The sequence below is a fragment of the Duganella sp. CF402 genome (genome assembly GCF_900109645.1).
Lineage (GTDB): Bacteria > Pseudomonadota > Gammaproteobacteria > Burkholderiales > Burkholderiaceae_D > Rugamonas.
In genome coordinates, this window is the sequence record NZ_FOBG01000005.1 from 68,113 (window position 1) to 86,176 (window position 18,064).

General features: G+C 52.5%; 16 protein-coding genes and 1 pseudogene. 6 read left to right on the plus strand and 11 right to left on the minus strand.

Translation table 11 applies throughout. The features are described from left to right. Positions 1-21: 21 nt before the first annotated feature. The 7 genes from BMZ70_RS28205 to BMZ70_RS26730 form a co-directional block, all read right to left on the minus strand. On the minus strand, positions 22-1,323 hold the full coding sequence (locus BMZ70_RS28205; protein WP_130300996.1) for a hypothetical protein: 1,302 nt from the start codon (positions 1,321-1,323) through the stop codon (positions 22-24). Between the two features lie 366 nt (positions 1,324-1,689). Continuing rightward, positions 1,690-3,198, minus strand: a complete 1,509-nt coding sequence (locus BMZ70_RS26705) for a TniQ family protein (protein WP_092281305.1) — start codon at positions 3,196-3,198, stop codon at positions 1,690-1,692. Between the two features lie 3 nt (positions 3,199-3,201). Further along, a complete protein-coding gene (locus BMZ70_RS26710; RefSeq protein WP_092281307.1) occupies positions 3,202-4,140 on the minus strand; it encodes a TniB family NTP-binding protein in 939 nt (312 codons plus the stop codon). Then, on the minus strand, positions 4,137-6,098 hold the full coding sequence (locus BMZ70_RS26715) for a DDE-type integrase/transposase/recombinase (protein ID WP_092281309.1): 1,962 nt from the start codon (positions 6,096-6,098) through the stop codon (positions 4,137-4,139). Before BMZ70_RS26715 ends, BMZ70_RS26710 begins: the two co-directional genes overlap by 4 nt. A gap of 11 nt (positions 6,099-6,109) precedes the next feature. Further along, positions 6,110-6,838, minus strand: a complete 729-nt coding sequence (locus BMZ70_RS26720; protein ID WP_130300994.1) for a hypothetical protein — start codon at positions 6,836-6,838, stop codon at positions 6,110-6,112. 182 nt (positions 6,839-7,020) lie between these two features. Then, positions 7,021-7,416 (minus strand): helix-turn-helix domain-containing protein, encoded by a 396-nt coding sequence (locus BMZ70_RS26725; protein WP_092281313.1) that lies wholly within the window; start codon positions 7,414-7,416, stop codon positions 7,021-7,023. Positions 7,417-7,653: 237 nt separating this feature from the next. Next, the gene (locus BMZ70_RS26730; RefSeq protein ID WP_092281315.1) at positions 7,654-8,400 is read right to left on the minus strand and encodes a hypothetical protein; all 747 of its coding nucleotides are present in this window, start codon (positions 8,398-8,400) and stop codon (positions 7,654-7,656) included. A 56-nt stretch (positions 8,401-8,456) separates the two neighbouring features. Between BMZ70_RS26730 and BMZ70_RS26735 the strand changes: the two genes are divergently transcribed. From BMZ70_RS26735 to BMZ70_RS28210, 3 genes are all read left to right on the plus strand, one after another. Next, a complete protein-coding gene (locus BMZ70_RS26735) occupies positions 8,457-8,885 on the plus strand; it encodes a helix-turn-helix domain-containing protein (protein WP_229205608.1) in 429 nt (142 codons plus the stop codon). An 8-nt stretch (positions 8,886-8,893) separates the two neighbouring features. Next, entirely contained in the window at positions 8,894-9,766 is an 873-nt protein-coding gene (locus BMZ70_RS26740; RefSeq protein WP_229205609.1) for an HNH endonuclease, read from the plus strand. A gap of 185 nt (positions 9,767-9,951) precedes the next feature. Next, a complete protein-coding gene (locus BMZ70_RS28210) occupies positions 9,952-10,146 on the plus strand; it encodes a hypothetical protein (protein ID WP_130300992.1) in 195 nt (64 codons plus the stop codon). 226 nt (positions 10,147-10,372) lie between these two features. On the opposite strand, the gene BMZ70_RS26745 is transcribed toward BMZ70_RS28210, so the two are convergent. Next, a complete protein-coding gene (locus BMZ70_RS26745) occupies positions 10,373-10,717 on the minus strand; it encodes a hypothetical protein (protein WP_092281317.1) in 345 nt (114 codons plus the stop codon). A gap of 342 nt (positions 10,718-11,059) precedes the next feature. After that, on the minus strand, positions 11,060-11,977 hold the full coding sequence (locus BMZ70_RS26750) for a hypothetical protein (protein WP_092281319.1): 918 nt from the start codon (positions 11,975-11,977) through the stop codon (positions 11,060-11,062). 73 nt (positions 11,978-12,050) lie between these two features. On the opposite strand from BMZ70_RS26750, the gene BMZ70_RS29055 reads away from it, so the two are divergent. From BMZ70_RS29055 to BMZ70_RS26765, 3 genes are all read left to right on the plus strand, one after another. Further along, positions 12,051-12,752: a hypothetical protein gene (locus tag BMZ70_RS29055; RefSeq protein WP_229205610.1), complete on the plus strand. Its 702-nt coding sequence runs from the start codon at positions 12,051-12,053 to the stop codon at positions 12,750-12,752. A 147-nt stretch (positions 12,753-12,899) separates the two neighbouring features. After that, positions 12,900-14,138, plus strand: coding sequence for a hypothetical protein (locus tag BMZ70_RS26760; RefSeq protein ID WP_092281321.1), 1,239 nt, complete (start codon positions 12,900-12,902; stop codon positions 14,136-14,138). Further along, positions 14,135-16,423: a hypothetical protein gene (locus tag BMZ70_RS26765; RefSeq protein WP_130300990.1), complete on the plus strand. Its 2,289-nt coding sequence runs from the start codon at positions 14,135-14,137 to the stop codon at positions 16,421-16,423. Before BMZ70_RS26760 ends, BMZ70_RS26765 begins: the two co-directional genes overlap by 4 nt. A 266-nt stretch (positions 16,424-16,689) precedes the next feature. On the opposite strand, the gene BMZ70_RS26770 is transcribed toward BMZ70_RS26765, so the two are convergent. Both BMZ70_RS26770 and BMZ70_RS26775 read right to left on the minus strand, forming a co-directional pair. Beyond that, positions 16,690-17,178 carry a hypothetical protein gene (locus BMZ70_RS26770; RefSeq protein ID WP_092281325.1) on the minus strand — a complete coding sequence of 163 codons (489 nt, stop codon included), beginning with the start codon at positions 17,176-17,178 and terminating at the stop codon, positions 16,690-16,692. A 487-nt stretch (positions 17,179-17,665) separates the two neighbouring features. Then, positions 17,666-17,989 (minus strand): annotated as a pseudogene (locus tag BMZ70_RS26775) (IS21 family transposase); the annotation flags it as partial. Positions 17,990-18,064: the final 75 nt, after the last annotated feature.

Below are 18,064 nucleotides of genomic sequence, written 5' to 3' on the forward strand. Positions count from 1 at the left end.
CCATCATCAGCTGCATTTCCACTATGCGGATATTGGTAAGCGAATTTTTCGCAAAAAATATTGCCGTCCGCCGTCGATGCTTGGTCCAGAGAGGATCTCGAGCTTGCAGCTGATTGCCCAACGCAGCGCACTTTGTTTACTGATGTTACTTCGGGATGCGGCGACACTCAATGGCTCTATTTGCGCGGTGAATCTGGCGAGTTCCAATTCGGTAACGAATCTCGCCGAGCGCCGGCCGACCTGAGCACTAATGACCTTAATCAGACCTCTGCCGACTAAGTGATACAGAACCTCTTGTTTGAGTTTGAGGCGCTCTGCAGCTTGCGGAATCGAGACGAGCTCGTTGACGGGAGCGGAGCATTCGGCCAGCGCAGCCTTGGTATCTAGCCGGCACACTAGAATTTCACGGGAATGATAGGGTGTGCCGGCACTGCTGATTTTCCGGGATAGTAACGCGGTGAAGAAGGCAGCGGTGTGAGGTAATGGAACCGCTGTCCTTAACAAGCTGTCGAGCGGGATGAGATTGGTCCCTGATGGTTCTTTTACAGGTGTCTGGACAGCACCCCGTAGTAGATCTGCGATTGATTCCCTATCGACCTTCCGGGCGTCGCCGTTGATCAAGCCCATTTTGATTAAACACGTCAAGCGTTTGACGGACAATCCATAGATTTTCGAGGCCGCTGCATGCGGCAGCTTGCGAGCGGACTTGCTTTGAATAGCTTCAATCACCGATGGTGCCACGGCAAGCATTGTTCGCCCCGCGCCGGTTATGCGGGCTGGCGGTGCAACCCCATGCGAAGCGAGTATTTCTAAGACCCGCTCAGGACGAATGTGCAGGCGTTTCGCGCACTCAGTGGCGCTGAGGGTAACTCGACTTGCTTTCCATGATATCGCTTCTGCATTCTTTGATTGCTCTTGCAGATAAGTACGTACCCATCCAAGTATCACCTCCTGCGCAGAGTGTGGCAGTTGCCGTCGAATTTTGGTGAGTAGCGCTGGGAAGGCATCTCCCATTAACTGTGCACTTGTCGCAGATGATGGTGCCATTCGTATTCTACGAAGCAGATCATGGAATGCTATTTCGCCACCAAGCATAATGGCGGCACCTGTGCCGATGGGGCTTCGTAGATGTTGGATGGTGTTGGCGGAAGCTTTCTTCAACGGTTTATTGTTCAGACCAAAATTCTGGAGTGCTCCTAGCAAGCGAGCTGTCCGCCAGCGATGTTCAACATTGAGATGAGCCCACCAACTAGACGAGTGTTGATCTGACGGGGAGATAAGCTCCATCAAATCAGCATTCAATGGTGTCGAGGTGATGGTCACAAGCGACCCACCGCAACTACAGGAGAGAAAGCGGGCATTACGCCAATTGAGCCGGCGATCACAGCGTTCACACGTATCAGCTAGCCAGCATTGATGAATGGGGCAGATCGGCACCGGGCCGCTCCATTGTTCCCACCAGGTGGGAGCCTCTTGGTCTAGGCAAAGTGGACACCAGCGCGTGTGGCTGGCGTCTGGTTTGTCAGGGAGCGCCAGGCCAGCGCAATTATCTAGCCAGCCTGGCGACGTAAGGCCATTCGCATGCGCCAGCCGCAGCTTGTATCCATTGTGTGCCTCACCGAAGCGAAAGCATGGTCTGACAAGCAGGTGCGAAAAGGCGACTGGGCTCATGAGGTAGTGCCGCTTGAATTACGGCGTCGGATCTGCGTCGAACAACGCGAGTTGCTGGGACTGTTGATGATGACAACGGCGTGTGCATCGCGATATCTCCTTCGCCCTTACCTCAGCCGCAGCATCCACGTAATATCCGGAAAGACCCGGGTGCTCTGGAACACGATATAGTTTTATCCGCCCTTCCAGTATCTCGTCGAGTATGGTTTTAAAGACAGATGGTGGGGTAGATGGGCCGAGCAACCAATCGTCGAAGAGAGGCAAGCGCTGTGTGGGCTGCCCGATCATTAGACGCGCAGTACTCTCGAGTTTTATCGTGAGCGCATTGATCTCGTCGATGCGGTGATAGGCCCAAATACCTATTTTAAAGGGCCGGCAAATCCCGTTGCGGCGTAATGCTCTCCAGATTGTTCTATTGATATTCCAGTGTTTCATCAATTGCGCTGGCGTCATGCAATCGCTTAGCCACCTTCTGCAAGATTCGATCTCTGCCTGGTGTACAAAGAAAAATACTCGCTTGCCAAACCGTACTTTTTTTACTCGCTCGAAAAAATTGGCTCGGACCAGAAAATGAACGAAGTTGGTATCCCGTCCTAACAACAATTCGGCGTAGTTCAGGCTTACGTATCCCTTGGGATGATACTGGATGGGCAAGGCGCCTTGCGCCGATGGACAGTACATTTCGGGTGAGGTGGCATGTAACCGATCAAGCAGTTCCTGCAGCGGTAGGGAGCGCAAAAGGGGGGAGCTCTGTTCCGTATCCTTCATCAGTGTGCGGAGGCACCTCGCCGCAGCGCGTCGCTCGGAGAGGTTTTTCAATGAGGTTAAAAAAGCGACGATCGCGCCATAGGAGGGGGATATGGTCAGGCCGGTATCGCGGAGCCATTGGGCGCGTTGGCTCAAGCGCGAGTGGCCCCTGACAGGTATTTCTGGCCCTTCGCCTGTACTGATCACCGCATCGAGAATATACTCGGCTAAGAGGACCCAAGCCAAGTGTTCTGCTACATGCTCCGAGTCGCCCTCGATTGAGGCGCGCTCGAACGCTTCCCACATCCCCAGTGCGTAGCTTTTCTCCGCCGGCATGGGGCAGGTTGCACCGTCCCATAGTTGACTGTCGGTGATCTCGTTGAGCTGAATCGGGTTAGGGTAGTTCACTGTAACGCACAGCGCCGGCTCCACTAATCCTGTTTTCAAGTGCAGATGATGTTTTGTGCACATTTCCAGTCGTGTGAGGCGCCACCGAGTTTGGACACAGCGCTCTTCCTGAAAGCAGGCTGGGCAATATCGAATCGGCGAACCCGTCTTTTTCTTTGCCCATATCGGGAGGGGCGATAAATAACTCTGCGCATCTGATTCTACCTTCGGTCCGAGTTCAAGTGCGATGCTCTTGAGGCGCTCGATATGGCTCGCTGACGGATAGCGCAGACCGTTGGCACGGGCCACACGCACAAGGTAGCTCTCAATCCATTCGCCTGGTTTTTTTGCAGGACGTATCGGCGCGATGGGCGCGCTGGCAATGGTGGTCATCGTTTAGTTCTCCCTAGGCGCAAATGGTTCATCACTTTCAGTCAGTGGCGTATTCGTGAAGTTCGCACAGAATGGATTTCGATCATTAGGGGCGTCGGCATAGACGACTTGTCGGAATGCTTCTTCTAAAGTGGATAGCCGTATTTTTTGCGAGCCATCGCGAAAGGCAATTTCAACTGCTCTCACGAGCAGGCGACGTAAGTCTCTAAGATATCCATTCGTCGCGAAAAGCATTTTTTTCGGTAGGTCTCCGCTGGTCAACTTGATGACCTCGACGCCGGCCATCATCTTGGTAAATGTGGCGAGTACCTCACAAAACCGGTGCGTCTCTACTTCGTTTGCAACTGAAAACGGCTTGATATAAATGATCTCGCGAAACCGGCTGCGTAATTGATCATTTGCCTTCAATAGCCGCATCGCCCGTGGAATACCCGCCATGACGATAGGAATGCCGGCTTGGTCCAAGAACACTTTGAGCCAATCCGCGGTGTAGTGGTGCGTTTTGATTCCGCCCTTGTCGACCAGGTGATTCACCTCGTCCAAGAGAATGACTTTAACCTTGCATTGTTTGAGCAGGCAGTGCAATTGAAAGGTGAGATCTTTGATTTTCCCCCGGTCCCAAAAAGGTGAGCCTAGCGCAAGCAGCATGGCACTAGCGAGCGCGCTCGCGTTACCATTTGCAGGAACACTCACGTAGAGAACAGGTACCTCGGTAAATTCTGGGTGAACGACCGGCGAATATTTATTCCGAAATTTTTGTAGTACACGAGATTTTCCGACACCAGACTCCCCCAATACGAGTAAGTTCTCGGGTTCTTCGTTGGTTCGTGCGTGCTGGATGAGCTGAGTCATTCGATCAGTCAAGGAAACAACATGCGGCAAGTTGACGAAAGCGCGCGTGATGGTTTGCACGATGAGCATCGGTTTATCTGGAGCATTCATTGATCACCTCCGATATCACTCGTCATTTCGAAATCAAAGCCACTGAAATTCGCGGCCGGGGGCGTTGAGGCCTCTTCGTTAGGCCTGTTGAGTACGACCTCGTCCGGCGCCGGCGCTGGACGATGCATCTCTTTACTGGTTTTATTGGCGAGATTGGCCCCTTGTTTCCTGTTCTTTAATTTCTTATCTGCGGAGGCCTTAGCTACCAGGTCGCGGACGATATCACGTGCGGAGGCACGGGTGCGTTGATATGCATCGGTAGATTGGATCGCGCGCTTGGCCGCTTTACCTTGAGCTAGCGTAAGGCCCAAGTAGTCGTTGTCGACGTTAGGTACTTCGAAATATTTTTTCTCAAATGGGTCCCAAACATGAATGTGCCCTACATCATGTCTTGGCCATTTGACCTCCACGCTTGTCTTCTTCTCAGGAAGCATGCAGCGCAGATTAGACAGTTGTTTCGAGGCATAGCGATGGGTGTTGAGATCGATTCCGTATTGCTGGACTTTGGAGACACAAGATTCTGAAAATTCAATTTCAAGGTCTTTTGCGTTCGCTTTGAGCTGGGGAGGATGTTGAGTAGCGCTTTCACGCCATACTTCAATTGGCGTTCTGCGTCCAAGACCAACGTGAGGTCGTAAATGATAGACGCCGAGTATCCACGTATGAATCATCTTATCCAACTCGGCCAAGGTAATGCACGCATCGTTCTCAGCTTTAAAACCGATGCGATCAGTGATGCGGGCTAGTGTCGTGCCAGGTAAACGATGGATGAATGAGTAGTTGAACGTGCGATTGAACCGCTCGATAAACGGCTTGTCGTTGGGCTCACGGGAACCTGAGAACTCGGAGAGCACGCCCACGTTCAATAGGGCATCGGCAACCGCAAAGGCGTGGAACTCCCGCCCGTTATCCATGAGTAGGCGCTCCATCCAGCCGTAGCACTCCCACGTCATGTTGAGATCTGGATAGCGATCTTTAAGATAGGTTTTTGGCAGCATCGCATGCCGAAGCGCCTCGAAAACTGCCGGCGTCCCATGACCGGCCAGCGAAAGGTGATACCCGAGTACGCAGCGTGAGTAACGATCGAAGACAAAGGTGATGGATGGTCTACCGATAGTTTTCCTGTTGTCGTCAACGACCATCAGATCTACGGGCGTATGGTCGATCTCAACGAGTTCGAGTATTTTGGAGACACGGCGCGAGGCCAGCGTCGCACCGTAGCGGCGATCTGCTTCTCGTTGACCATAGCGTGCCACCGCGATATCGTAGGCATAAAGCCGACTGATCCGGCGCTGGATGGTCCGAAAACTTGGAACTTTGAGCCACTCGCTCTCAATCAGCGTCGTGTTTTTAAGCGAAATAGTCTGGGATACCGCATCATGAACTTCTTCTGCTGAGCCAGTCTTTTGCGCTAAAAAAATGCTCTCGATTTTTTCGTCGATGATGGCTTCGACTTCGGCGTTTAAGCGTGATTTATTTTTACCGCCCCGTGAATTAATTTTTGAGAACAACGCACGAATGTCTTTCTTAGCTTGCTGAAATAGCTTGTGCCAGCGATAGACAGTGGTGACGTGCGGTGGTACGGATTCGTTGCGCTCTTGGCTGACCTTGCCGATGGCGTTGATGAGCTGCTGCTTGGTTCCTTCAAATGCGCATTCATCAGTAAGCTTGACGATGTAGTCGATCTGGCGCCGGGAGGCTGATTGCGCTGCTGGCGATGTCGGCGGCTCCGCATGCTGTCGTACTTTGATCGGGGGGAACTGGCTCTGGTGCTGAGTATTGAAGGGCGTGATGGTTAAGGCGCCCTTGGCATATTCCGCCAGCAGTGCATAGAGGTCGTGTGTTGAGAACTCTCCGGTGGTTGCGTTTTCGAGTTGCACACCCGTTGCGGTCCGTCGGTCGACGCGATATTCGATGCCGTTGCGAAAGATCGTCTGGTTCTTGATGAATGCAAGCATGATTCTCTCCCTTAAATGTGTTCGAAAAGTGCATCTGGATCACGGCGCATCACGCGCTGGAGCAACGCATCGCATTCTCGTTGTGCCGCATACCACCGGTGCAGCAACGCCGGCGGGGCAGTTTGCGTTTGACGAGGGTCCCATTGAATACTGTCGAGTGTTGGGTCGTAGCGCCCTGGGGCTGGGCGCAGTCGGAGGAGCGCCTTTAATTCTTCTTGCAAACCGGCCGACCGTAGATCGGTGTCGAGAATGAGTAAGAAAGGCGTCTGCGAAATTTTGAAATGGGAGATGACACGCCGGAGGCGGGTGGCGACATGCGAGTTCTTCTGGAAGTCGGCCGGCTTAATTTCGACGAAGTAGTCGCGGCCGTACATCGTGGCACGAAGGTCCGGGGTGTAGCGCAAATGCGGAGAGCCGGGGATCGCGAAGACGCAAGGCTGCGTGACCAGCGAGGTCACTACACTCGCCACATTGAGTACCCGCAACGCGTCTTCTTCGATGAGGCTTTCAAAATTCAGTAACTTTCCTTTGTAGCTTGGAAAGCGACCCCGTACCCCGCGCCCGCTGACGGTCACGATCTCCCGCACTTTTCTGTCGGAGAGCTTCTGGCCGATGTTGCTGATTGCGGCAGGGATCTCTAATTGGCTAAACCGACCGGGACGCGGCTTGGTTCGGCGGCCTGCGGGAACGTTCACACTCATTGCTTGGGACGTGCTCGCCCCTCCTTGATGCTTAGTCATGGAAATCCTCGTCAAAGTAATGGACGTGTTTTGTCCAGATCGCAATTCAAAAATTACGAATTTCTCGACAAGGGGCTTGACGTGGAAAGGCAGGCAGTAGACACTTGATTTACCAGATCCGCATCACTGTTTTGCCAAAGGCGCCAACCCCTTGTGGGTTCGGTGCTTTTTTGGTTTTTAGCTCATGGTTCTCCCTCTTTCCTTCGTAGACATTGATTGGTCAGAGCAGCGAGTGCACACTCTAATGAGTTCCATTCCCCTTCATTAAAATCAGCCACCTGGCGCAATAGTTTGTTTAGACGAGCCATAGTCAGCTCGTCGGCAGCCTGCCCCTCTACGACATCCAGCATACGATCGATGACGGCGAGACTGCGCAGCTTCTGGCGCAGCGGCTCGTCCACATTGAGCGTAGGCAATAGCTTGTCTACGACTTCGCGATTGGGCGCCTTTCGGCGGCCGCATTCAATACTCGCTAAATAACTTGCGTCGATCCCTGCGAGGCGCGCAACTTCGCCTTGACGCTTCTGCATTCGAACGCGCGTCACGTTGAACGCATTCCCAAACAACATGCTGGCCATAATTTTCTGTTCTCTAAATGCTCAGATTTAGATTGAAAATAGCATGAGCGCTGAATGTTGACAAGAATATATGATATTCGCAACAGCAAAAAACCGTTACGAATCAGATGGTTAGGGAGGATGGCACCGATGTTGCCCTGGCGGATATGGGGCTCTTTTACGTTGGACTCCCAGAGCGGGTGCTATGCCCTGGGAAATAGGAGGATGTCTGATGTTGTTTTTGCGGGAACTAATGCGTTAGTTACAGAGGTCCCATTGCATAGGGGACGCCCATACCGTTGTCGGGACGAAGCCGCCAGGGCGAAGGTTGGGGTTGCCCTTGAAATGCGCCTCGGCGATACGGATCTGCATCTTGTCATCGGTGAGCCTCTCCACGTACCCGCTATAAATAATGTCGCGGCCAGCCTCTTGGCACACGTGCGCGCCCACTTTGCGGATCATCGGCAGATCGCGTTGGCGCTGCTCGCTGAGCCGCAGACCTGCGTCAGCCGCGGCGGCGAGTTCGCCGTTGCGCATCGTCGTCCATTCTTGTTGACTGACGAATGCATGCTGCGCGGCGGGGTACAGTTCGCCCAGCGGAGATTTCTTGAATCGGTCCAGCATCACGATGGTTTGCGCCGGCCCCCGCAGAACGTACGCCACACCAGGCTGTGCCTCAAATACATAGGTGTCCGGTGTGCAGCTCCGTGCACCGCCGCCATAGCACACATTCACCTCAATGGTATGTCGTCCCGGGAGGACGTTGACGCCCGGTCGGGTACGCACGCCAGGGAGGATGTTGCTGCCCTCCGCCGTCATCTGCAGCGCCATCCGGTTCGGACCGCGATCGATCTCGGTCACTGCGGCGCCATTCCCCGTAACGTCTTGCGGCACGAGCAGCGCATAGTCGTGCAGTTGTGCCTCGGGGATAGTGGTGGCGCATCCCGACAAGGCCAGCCCTAGACCGATCATCACACACCGAAAGACCGCGGGGGAAGAGGGCATCGACAGCTCCAGAGGAAGGTTTATATGCAAAATTTGTGGTTTAACCACATATTGCGATGTTACCAGAATTTCTCTGCGGCACCACCATTCATGTGGTTACTCATCATGGAATGTGGAATATGGTCACGGCGCGGCAGGAGGGACTATTTGCTAAGAGGATCGGCAAGGCATTGGCCAAGCAGCGCATCGCGCGCAATCTGACGCAAGAACAAGTGGCTGCGCAGCTGGGCGTCGAGCAGGAAACCATTTCTCGTTTTGAGCGCGGCGCCACGCTGCCGCCGTTACTCCGTCTGATCGACCTGGCGGAGATTTTTGACGTCCCCCTTGATGCGCTGGTGCGTGCCGGCTCAGCCCGCTCCATTGATCAGGCCATTGATCTTGCGGGTGCCTTGAATACGCTGAGTGAAGAAGACCGCGTCTGGGTACTTGGCTGGGTCACGGACATGTGCGCCAAACTGGCCACGACGGCCCAAGGCAAGCGGTAAGAAGGCGCATGCCATCCCGTCGTGCGCAACCTAAGCCGATTCCCCACTTTACGGTGGGCGAGGTCTATGACCGTCGGCAGCACATTCATGGTCCCTATGGTGGCAGCTTTCAAAGCGGCATCGCGCCATCGAGCGTGGTGGATGCGATCTTCATTTTTACTGGTGACACTGGCAGTCAATATGGCTATGCGGATGAAGAAGAAGTCGATGCGCAAGGCGTGCGCTCTTTTTCGTACACTGGCGAGGGCCAAGTCGGGGATATGGAATTCGTCCGCGGCAATCGCGCCATTCTGGACCACAGCAATGATGGGCGCGCGCTGCACTTGTTTCAGTCCTTAGGTAAAGGCAAAGGGCAGCGGTACGTTGGCGAGTTTGTGTATGCCGGTCACAAGTTCATACCAGGACCAGATCGCAATGGCGACACTCGGCGCCTCATCGTGTTTCGCTTGGTCGGTGTCGCGGATGCCCACGCGATTGAAGACGCCGTGGGGGATGAGGAGAGCGTGCACACCGCCATCAGCATGACCTTAGCGGACGCGCGCCGCATGGCCTTAGCCGCTGCCGCCGGCGGCGCGATGCCCGCCAAAGACTCGGCGGCCCGGACCTTATATGTGCGCAGCAAAGCGGTACGCGATTACGTGTTGATGCGGGCAGCAGGGCACTGCGAGTCGTGCGATCAGCCGGCACCCTTTATTCGCAAAAACGGCACGCCGTATCTGGAACCGCATCACACGACCAGGGTGTCCGATGGCGGCCCGGATCACCCACGCTTTGTCGGTGCCGTCTGTCCCGCGTGTCATCGCGAACTCCATTTTGGTGTTGGCGGTGAAGCAAAAAATGCGGCGTTACAAGAACGCTTGCGTGCGCTTGAGCCTGATTAACTGAGTGTTCGCCTCAAAAACGCCCCTCATTCGCATCTTGAGTCTTCTCATCATTGCTGCCTACGTATTCTTCCCTGATCGGCCACTGATTCCTGCTAGAAGCTGGAAATTGCTATCTGAAGCGGCGAAAAAGAGCCGAGTGTAGCGTATGATGAAGTTCTGATTGCAAGACACATGGGAACTGTATGAAAGCTTCTCAACTCATCACCAATCGATTTAGCTCACCGTCCATCATGACCTCCGAAACCCGTGTCATTGGGTATTCGGTAGCGGAATGGGAAGAGGCATTGACAGGGGGCTTTCGTAAAACGTTTGCTGAACTGGAAACAAAGCAGCAACTCCACTGCAAAGATATCTGCATTGGGCCTGCCACTGAATAACATTGCGCCCCACCACCATTCAGAAATCATTGCAGCGAGGTAGCGCGGTTGTAGTGCAGCCACAGCTGAGCGCTGGCGGTGACCAACGAGAACGAGTGGTGGCGTTCTAGGCGATTGGGTGGCGGTAGTGAAGAGAATATTCAATTAACGACGGCGCCGGCGTTGCCGATCGCCACACGTGCGCTATCCCCGGGCGCCAACATGTCACTCCCCTCCACACGCAGGCTTAGCCCACGCCGTTGAGACGCGCGCGGGCGGCTGCGGCATGGGCGGCTTTCATGGCGGCGGCTCGGTCTGGGCGTTTCTGCTGCTGCGCACTGTGCGGGGTGTACTGCGCGGCATCGACCGTAAAGCGAGCGATGCCAACGCTGCGCAGATACAGGACCAAGGTGTCGAGTTTGCGGAAGAGACGGACTTGGTGGGAGCGCTGCGCGGCCAACACCCGTTCGGTCATGCCGTACTGTACGAGAATCGCCCATCCGGCCGGTTGGCCGATGACCTGGACCTGGCGCACCACGTCGGCCTCGGTGAGTTTTATAAACGTGGTGTGGTCGATGGTGGTGGTGGGCATGGTGATCTCCGCGGTGTTGCGCTGCAGGTGATCAGGGCATGATACGCGCCCAATAAAACGCTGCAAGTGGCGAATATGTTGTGTGCGCCACAAATTGGACATAACGCCTGATCCGCGAAACAGCAATTCGGGCGGTTTTGCATAAGATCCTAATTTCATTAGTGCGCTTCATAGTGGGATTGACCAGCTAAACCGAGCTTCAGTTTTTAGTGCGTCCCGATCGTTGCAGTACTGAAGTCGACACTGTCAGCAAAGGACGAGTACTTCACTGATCATCAGATTTAAGTTGTGGTGTATCTTGTAGCGAATCCCGCCGAGCAGGCAGTAGGTGGCCTGGTCGGTCTAGGTCGAGCCTTCAATCGCCGTGTGACCGGCATCTATAAGGATCACCTTTACTGGACGGTCTCCATGTCCCTTATTAAGGATATGTTCTGTTGCCTTGTCTGTGGCTGGATCTCGTTCGAAGACAATTCGCTCTACACGCAATAAGAGGCGTGCCCAGACGATCGCGTTGAGGATCGGCTTGTACGAGATCAGCGCAAAGATCATCACCCCAGGAAGTCTTCGATAGTTCCTTGTTCGCATCGTCTGCTTCAGTAGCATATCGAATTCCAAGCCAAACAAACCATGCCTTCCGCAAAAGGAATGAGCGAGCCGGAAGAAATTCTCGCGCCGTAATTCATCGATGGCCTTTATGTTATACAGGCGGCCGTTCCAACGCCTCCATTCGCCGTTGAGGTAATCACCATAGGTTGGATGCCGTGACACGCCGTCAGTCGAGTAAATTTCCATGTGTTGATTTCTAATAATGCGCACCGGATAGGTGCTTATGGAATCGTAGGTCGTGTACACCTGATCGTTGTGGAAAATCAGGTCTTGCAGTGGCAGCCCAACTAGGGCTAATTTCGATTTGCAACCAGGTTTGAGACGATACGCTGCGAGTGGAACTTGATATGAAACGCTGCCGAGCTTGGCCTCAACGCAGAAGTGAACCTCGTCAATGAGAACTGGCCCACTGTTTCGTATCCAGATGGACTGCTCACCGTTATTGTCCTCATCGAAGCTTGACCGCGTATGAAGTTGAAATTCAACATTTTCGGCAAGCTCGGCCCATCGTCGCTGCCACCGACGAACTGCGAGGTGATAGTCGTGAGCTTGGCGAAAGATCGGTGCTACGGTCCAAGCACCCACCAAGCCGACCAGGTTGCGCCAAACCCACATGACCGGTTTGCGCAGCGACCAAATCATAGTTGCTTCCATTTTTCTCCGTAAAGATTTGTTAATACGAAAAATTGGGATATTCTGCTTGATTACTCGACTCCGCTCAACAATCATGAGTAATCGCGTTCATCTGGCCGACTCACTAAGAAATCTATGCGAAATTCATTCTCCGGATGAAAGATGTTTCGCACATTCTCGCTACGATGAAGCTGGTTTGCGTGCCAATACCTTGGACGATCATTACACTGATATCGCCAAATTTCAATTATCTGATACCGTTCCGATCGATGTCGCGGTCCTATATGAAACTGCAAAGAATTTGTACCTTTACTCCTGGCATGTGTACCGGTTCTACCCGGTAGCTGAACAACAAGTGTTAGCTTGTCTGGAAATGGGACTGAGAGTTCGTTTCTCAGGAGGGCTGCCGATAGGCTACCCTTTCAAAAAACATCCTAATCTTCGCCCCACGTTGGCGCCGCTACTTCGCTATGCCATTGACCAAGAACTCATCAGAAATGAAGGTTTTTCTCGTTGGCACAACATCGTACAACAGCGTGCCCGAAGTAGGGCTATGTATGAACAAATCGCTGAGATGGAGCGGACGAATTCAACTTCTGCGGAAATTAGACTTGATGAGGTGGTACCGAATACCCAAGACCTGAGTTGCGAATTTGTTTCAACGCTTGATGAGATTCTGCCTGGCATCCGGAATTCGTATGCGCACGGCAGCTTTAAGCTAAGTAACCAAGTACTGGGGACTTTCGAGTTAGTTCGCGAGATTTTGGAGCAAATTTATTCAGTAGAAAATAAGTAGGCGTAGTTTTGCAGCGCTAACCTACGGCCTTCACGCCTACGAGCAGTCGCCTACTATGAACCTTTGCTGGTGAGAATTCGTGATTATTTCCAGGTAACTTTCTGGGATAATTTCCTAACTGCATGCCGAACCTAAGGCCGATACCAAATGCTCAAGTTTCCGCAAACGCTCGAAGAGATGGAGTCACTCCTCTTGGCTCCACCTCCATTAGAGGAGCGGACAGTTGTATTCAATGCGAGTTTTGCTCGAACTGGCGGTGAAAAGCTTCTTGCCGAAGCCTCAATAGTGCAATGGTTAGCCACATGGACTCAGGACCTCCACGGCCGCGTTCTAATCGAGCCATTTACCCCAGACTTAGCAAGCGATACGCTTAAGCGGATATCGATGACGTTGCCCGGAGCACTGCTTGGCATGCTGGATGATCAAGCATTGATCGACATACCTCGATCGGCACTCGCCCGTTACAAAGATGCTTTTTTCAAGCAGCAGAGATCTTGGCCGGACTTGAACGTCCAGGACCGGGCCTCCTTGCTCTGTTTGGATAATGTTCCCCCGACCATCGGTCTTCCTTTACAGCTGTATCCGGTAGGACATGCCAATCGCGTGGCTAGTCGAGAGCAATTTGAGAACTTGGTCGACAAGCTCATTCGTGCAGTGACTGCAGAAGAGAACATACGCGGTGCAATCAATGATCATCGCGACCGCCTCACAACGATACTTCACGAATTGTTTAAAAATACCCACGATCACGCCAGAACTACCGTTGACATGCGAGCATTGCCTCTTTCTATCAGGGGCCCCTACGCTCGGTTTTACACTGCGGAAGAGCTGGCTTACACTGCGCCGCCGAAAAAAGAAGATAAAGAAGGTAACGAGATTTTTCCTGATCTCAATCAGGCAGAGCGTTATGCGTCGTATTTTGTCCGTGCAAAAGTAGCGCCTGCCAAGCGCATAAAAGCAGGTGATCCGCCTCGTTTTTTGGGGCTCCTTGAGCTGTCTGTATTCGATACCGGGCCTGGATTTGCCGCTACATATTTGAAGAACAAATTTTCAGGTTCCTCAGTTCAGGATCAGTTTGATGCGGTCTTGGGTTGCTTCAGCACGGGCAGATCCTCAACAAGTGACCCAAGCCGCGGCTATGGGCTCTGGAAAGTCTTGCGCGACCTACGCGAACTCAAGGGATTTATTCGAGTTCGAACAAATCGTATTCACGTCTATCGTGACTTCGCTTGGTATACTGATATGTTCATGCAGTCCGACATAGTAGCGCCTGAGGAAAGGATGATGGACTGGCGTCGAGGAATTACGCAAAAGATTTCAGACGATTATGGCGATATGCGAGGTGCGCACGTCACAGTTCTAATTCCTCTGGGGGACAACCTATGAACCCCATCACAGTCTGTAAATTTGTGTGTACTAAGGGTGATGGGCAAACGAAGCGCGTGCTGTCGATTTTTCTTCCGCCCGTACCTCTCAACGAAGAGCTCTTTGACGAAGCAATAGCGCCATTCCTAGGGAGCGGCGAGCCGCCTGATTATGTGCACATATCGGGAGCGCCGGAGGATATCGCGCGTGTCCGCGAAATCCTCAAAGCAGAATCTTCACCACGCGCTCGCTTACAGAATGTGCTCCCAAACGTTGAGCGTGATGTCGTACTTATCAAATGGAGTCTACCTTCAAATGACAATATCGTAGGGGAGACGCTAGCTGGCACCTCATTAGAGCAAAGTATCACAGACCTTGAGCGACGCTTCTCGTTAAGCGATGCGTTTTTGAAGAACGGTGGTGTAGTTACTGCCGCTACCGGGACGCATTTCACAAAGCCATCTGGCACGCACTCTCAGCGATTTCTTCGAGCGGCAAACCTGCTCGAAAGACGCGCTGCTAGTCATCAGCTGGCATTTTGGCTTTATCCCCGTCTCAGTCGACGGAGGATTCGGAGACTGATCGTAGACACTTCGGGAATCGCCCCTGTGGCATTCATACTGGCATATGAACGGCTGCGGAGAGGCATTGATTCGGAGCTACCGAGTATTGAGTCCCATGCATCCTATGGCGGCTTAGATTCCCTAACCATTGCTGATCCTGATCAGACCATCTTCCTCATTTCAGCATCTACCTCTGGCAATCTGGCGTCAAAGCTGATGAGTAAAGGGGCACTGGCTCAAAACATTTTTACGCTTTTCTTCTTAGGTTCCTCTACAGATGGAACTGTCATATGTGAGCTCAAGGATGACAGGGGCGTTGGCTTTGAGGGGATCCCAGTCATAGACAATCACAGCACAGAAAACTGTCCGGATTGCAAGATGCACTCTTATCCAATTCCACTCGTGGGTGATCAATTTCGCACAGAGCCGGCAAAGGTCGAGGAGCTGAATATTCTTCTTAGTGACTTTGACGAGGCTACACGCCTGACTCTTAATAGGCTGGTCAGCACTGGCGCATTCAAAGTTTTTCGCTCGAACGGTGCTCGCCAAATGGAGCTTTACATTGATGTCGAGCAGTTGGTTTATGGTGAGACCAATGACGTTGATGGTACTGCTTCAATTAACGACATTCAAATGCGATTTACGAGGCTTTTGCGCCGTGGAATGCCTACCCATCTTAGGCGTATCGTTCCAACGAAATATCTAGGGGCTGAACGCTTTGCGAAGCAAGCGCGGGAGACTCTTCCTAGTTCAGTACAGTCAAGCGTTGAAGTGCTCCTCTCGGAGAATTTGTTGCCTCGGCCTGAGGATGCGGAAACCGCAACTTTAGTTGTATCAGGGTGTATGGACGATATTTATGAGTTGATGGGCATCAGCAGAGATTTGCGTACGGTCCAGCCAGGGGGCAACATCACTTATGTCAGCCCAGTCTTCAGGGCGAGTTCTGAGTCGGAACGCAAGCGGGTTGAGTCCAATCTGACCTTCGGTGATCAAGGCCCCAAGACATTTTCTCTGTTTAACGTTCTCACGATTGACCTGCCATCGTGCGAGTCAAACCACGCATGGAGCTTAGAGTACGATCGCCTGCTTGAGGTTCAGCATTGGTGCGATTTGAACGCTATAGAGGTGCCTACACCTATCGGCGGCCGCATCACAGCTTTACGCAACGCCCCTGCCGTCGGTTTGATAAATGATGTGTATTGGCCTACTCCAGCAGGCACTCAGCTGAACATTGCTTCTGACTTTACGATCATCCCAACGCGAGATGGATCCCGTAAGATATCTCAAGCGGACATTTTCGCGATTGTTACCTCGCTATTTCATAAATACCGGCAAGGTGTGAGGAAGAAGCCGAAGCTTGTATCACGCAACTATGAGCGAACGGTAATTGCTCCCGAATGCTTCCAAAGGTTTAGCGATGGCGTCCTTCAAGCGTCCTTTCTTCGAGCCGCGCGAGGTGGTGAGATCGCATACGGCAATTGCGAAAAGACGGTTAGCGAGCGAATGTTCGTGTTTCTTATGGGCGAACTTGCTGCTACAAAACACGGCGGAGGCCCAGCGCTGATCGAGTATCTTATTGCTTTGTTGATTGGTCGGCTGACGCTTCATGAAGAACATGTGCAGGAATTTCTGGCAGCGGTTGTGGATAACTCGGAGTCGCCAGTGATGACCACAATTGCACAATTTATTTTGGCGAGTTTGGCCACTCCTGCAACGGCTAACTTGACCAGGACGTCCGACTGACGACTGGTGGCATCTAGTCTTCCTCGTCATGCATTGCATCATTTTCCCGTTTTGCCGAGCAATTTTTTCTTCCGCAGTACGAAGAAGGTTCTGAAAAAGCTCGTAAGCAGGGTCGCTGTGCTTCAACGTGCATGGGAAAACGTGATCTTGGTTGCCGGCTAACTATACGCCCCTTGACAGGAGTATTGCTGCGCAGCTTCGCCAGTTAAATTTGAGCTCGTACCATCTAACGAGATGCCTTTTGACTAATGAGGTGCTGAGCAGGCCTATTTGGGATCTATCACTAAAATCCATCGTGCTCCTTGTTCGTAATGGGTGAATTTATCAAGTGCTGGTACAGCCGGCTCTGTGACAAACTGCGACGTGGCTTTGTCCCACCATCGCCGCGTGAATTCCGATGCACTAATCCAATGATTGTAAGCGTTGTCCGTCATGCCGTCGAAGTCACTGCATAACGGAGAAATCTTGGCAGCTTCCTGCAACAAGGCGTGACTGAGTCCTTTCCTGCGCCATATGTCCTCAGTCCATCCTTTCTTCCCCTCTAACACTTGCAGAGTACCCAAATTTCTAGGGACCAGGGCTAGGAACGAGTAGATGTCTTGCTCTCCTTGACCATTGTCCATCAAACCGATCCACAGGCCTATGCCACCAGGAACATTGATATCACTCTGCCAAATGTTGACCCCAAATCCGAATACATTTTCCTTCAGTGGCCTAGACGTAGAAAGATCGAAATCACCAAGTGCTTTGACCATCTCAGCATCTGGTTGTGCAGGGCATCTTGTAACCATGAGAATCCATTCAATGAAGTTAGAGAAGACTTCTTGCCCATTGAGGTGAGGTACGATTGCTGCAATTTCAAGGGAGGAATATTAATTTTCACCTTCCAAGATTGGTAGTGTGAAAAAGTGTGACAATATTAAGAGTGCAAGATGCTACTCTTTTCAGCGCTGATAATTACCCTGGCTTCTTTTCTCTGACCATCAGGGCGATATTGAACAATGTGGAATAGCGCTCAGTAGGTGTTTTAGTAGCCCACGCAACTCTGTGCCAAAGGGGACTTGGCTTTACTCCTTGCCTTCGGCGCGCTTATGAGAAGAACTTGAATATGGAAAAAAAGCCGCAGTCATTTGATGACACACCGACTATCCCATCCATTCGCTCGTACTGCTTTGTGCCTTCAATCGGTGATCTACCTGTTCGTTTGCTCGCTGAATTGACCCTGTCAATTTGACCCTCTCTCCAGACCCTCGCGAATGCCGCGACGCGGTCGTAAGATCCCTCAAACCCCAGCTCCTTCAGGTCTTCGTGTATCTGTTTTAGGGTGCGTCGTTGCTTGCGACTTTTGCTGGCTTCTGTCTTGAGCAGGGCAGCGAGCTGTAAGGCGTATTTGTCGATGGCGCTGGCGCCGCGCCTCTCAGGGTAGGCTGGCTCCACCATCTCCGCACGGAGATAGCGTCTGACGGTGTTTCTGGAGATGCCTAAGCGTCTGGCGCTCTCTCTCAATGAGACCTGGTCACGAATGTGCCAGCGTCGAATAATTCCTAGTAGCTCCACGTCGATCACTCCATTTCCCCGCTCAATGTTATGAGTAGGATTGTGTCTTATACGTGGGTCAGATTCGCCTGCAAATTATGGGGT

Coding starts and splice junctions, on each gene's coding strand:
- BMZ70_RS26770 (WP_092281325.1), bottom strand. CDS start 17,178: ATGGTCAAAGCACTTGGTGATTTCGATCTTTCTACGTCTAGGCCACTG.
- BMZ70_RS26760 (WP_092281321.1), top strand. CDS start 12,900: ATGCTCAAGTTTCCGCAAACGCTCGAAGAGATGGAGTCACTCCTCTTG.
- BMZ70_RS28210 (WP_130300992.1), top strand. CDS start 9,952: ATGAAAGCTTCTCAACTCATCACCAATCGATTTAGCTCACCGTCCATC.
- BMZ70_RS26735 (WP_229205608.1), top strand. CDS start 8,457: ATGTTACCAGAATTTCTCTGCGGCACCACCATTCATGTGGTTACTCAT.
- BMZ70_RS26750 (WP_092281319.1), bottom strand. CDS start 11,977: ATGGAAGCAACTATGATTTGGTCGCTGCGCAAACCGGTCATGTGGGTT.
- BMZ70_RS26720 (WP_130300994.1), bottom strand. CDS start 6,838: ATGACTAAGCATCAAGGAGGGGCGAGCACGTCCCAAGCAATGAGTGTG.
- BMZ70_RS26710 (WP_092281307.1), bottom strand. CDS start 4,140: ATGAATGCTCCAGATAAACCGATGCTCATCGTGCAAACCATCACGCGC.
- BMZ70_RS26730 (WP_092281315.1), bottom strand. CDS start 8,400: ATGCCCTCTTCCCCCGCGGTCTTTCGGTGTGTGATGATCGGTCTAGGG.
- BMZ70_RS26745 (WP_092281317.1), bottom strand. CDS start 10,717: ATGCCCACCACCACCATCGACCACACCACGTTTATAAAACTCACCGAG.
- BMZ70_RS26715 (WP_092281309.1), bottom strand. CDS start 6,098: ATGCTTGCATTCATCAAGAACCAGACGATCTTTCGCAACGGCATCGAA.
- BMZ70_RS26725 (WP_092281313.1), bottom strand. CDS start 7,416: ATGGCCAGCATGTTGTTTGGGAATGCGTTCAACGTGACGCGCGTTCGA.
- BMZ70_RS26705 (WP_092281305.1), bottom strand. CDS start 3,198: ATGACCACCATTGCCAGCGCGCCCATCGCGCCGATACGTCCTGCAAAA.
- BMZ70_RS29055 (WP_229205610.1), top strand. CDS start 12,051: ATGAGTAATCGCGTTCATCTGGCCGACTCACTAAGAAATCTATGCGAA.
- BMZ70_RS26765 (WP_130300990.1), top strand. CDS start 14,135: ATGAACCCCATCACAGTCTGTAAATTTGTGTGTACTAAGGGTGATGGG.
- BMZ70_RS26740 (WP_229205609.1), top strand. CDS start 8,894: ATGCCATCCCGTCGTGCGCAACCTAAGCCGATTCCCCACTTTACGGTG.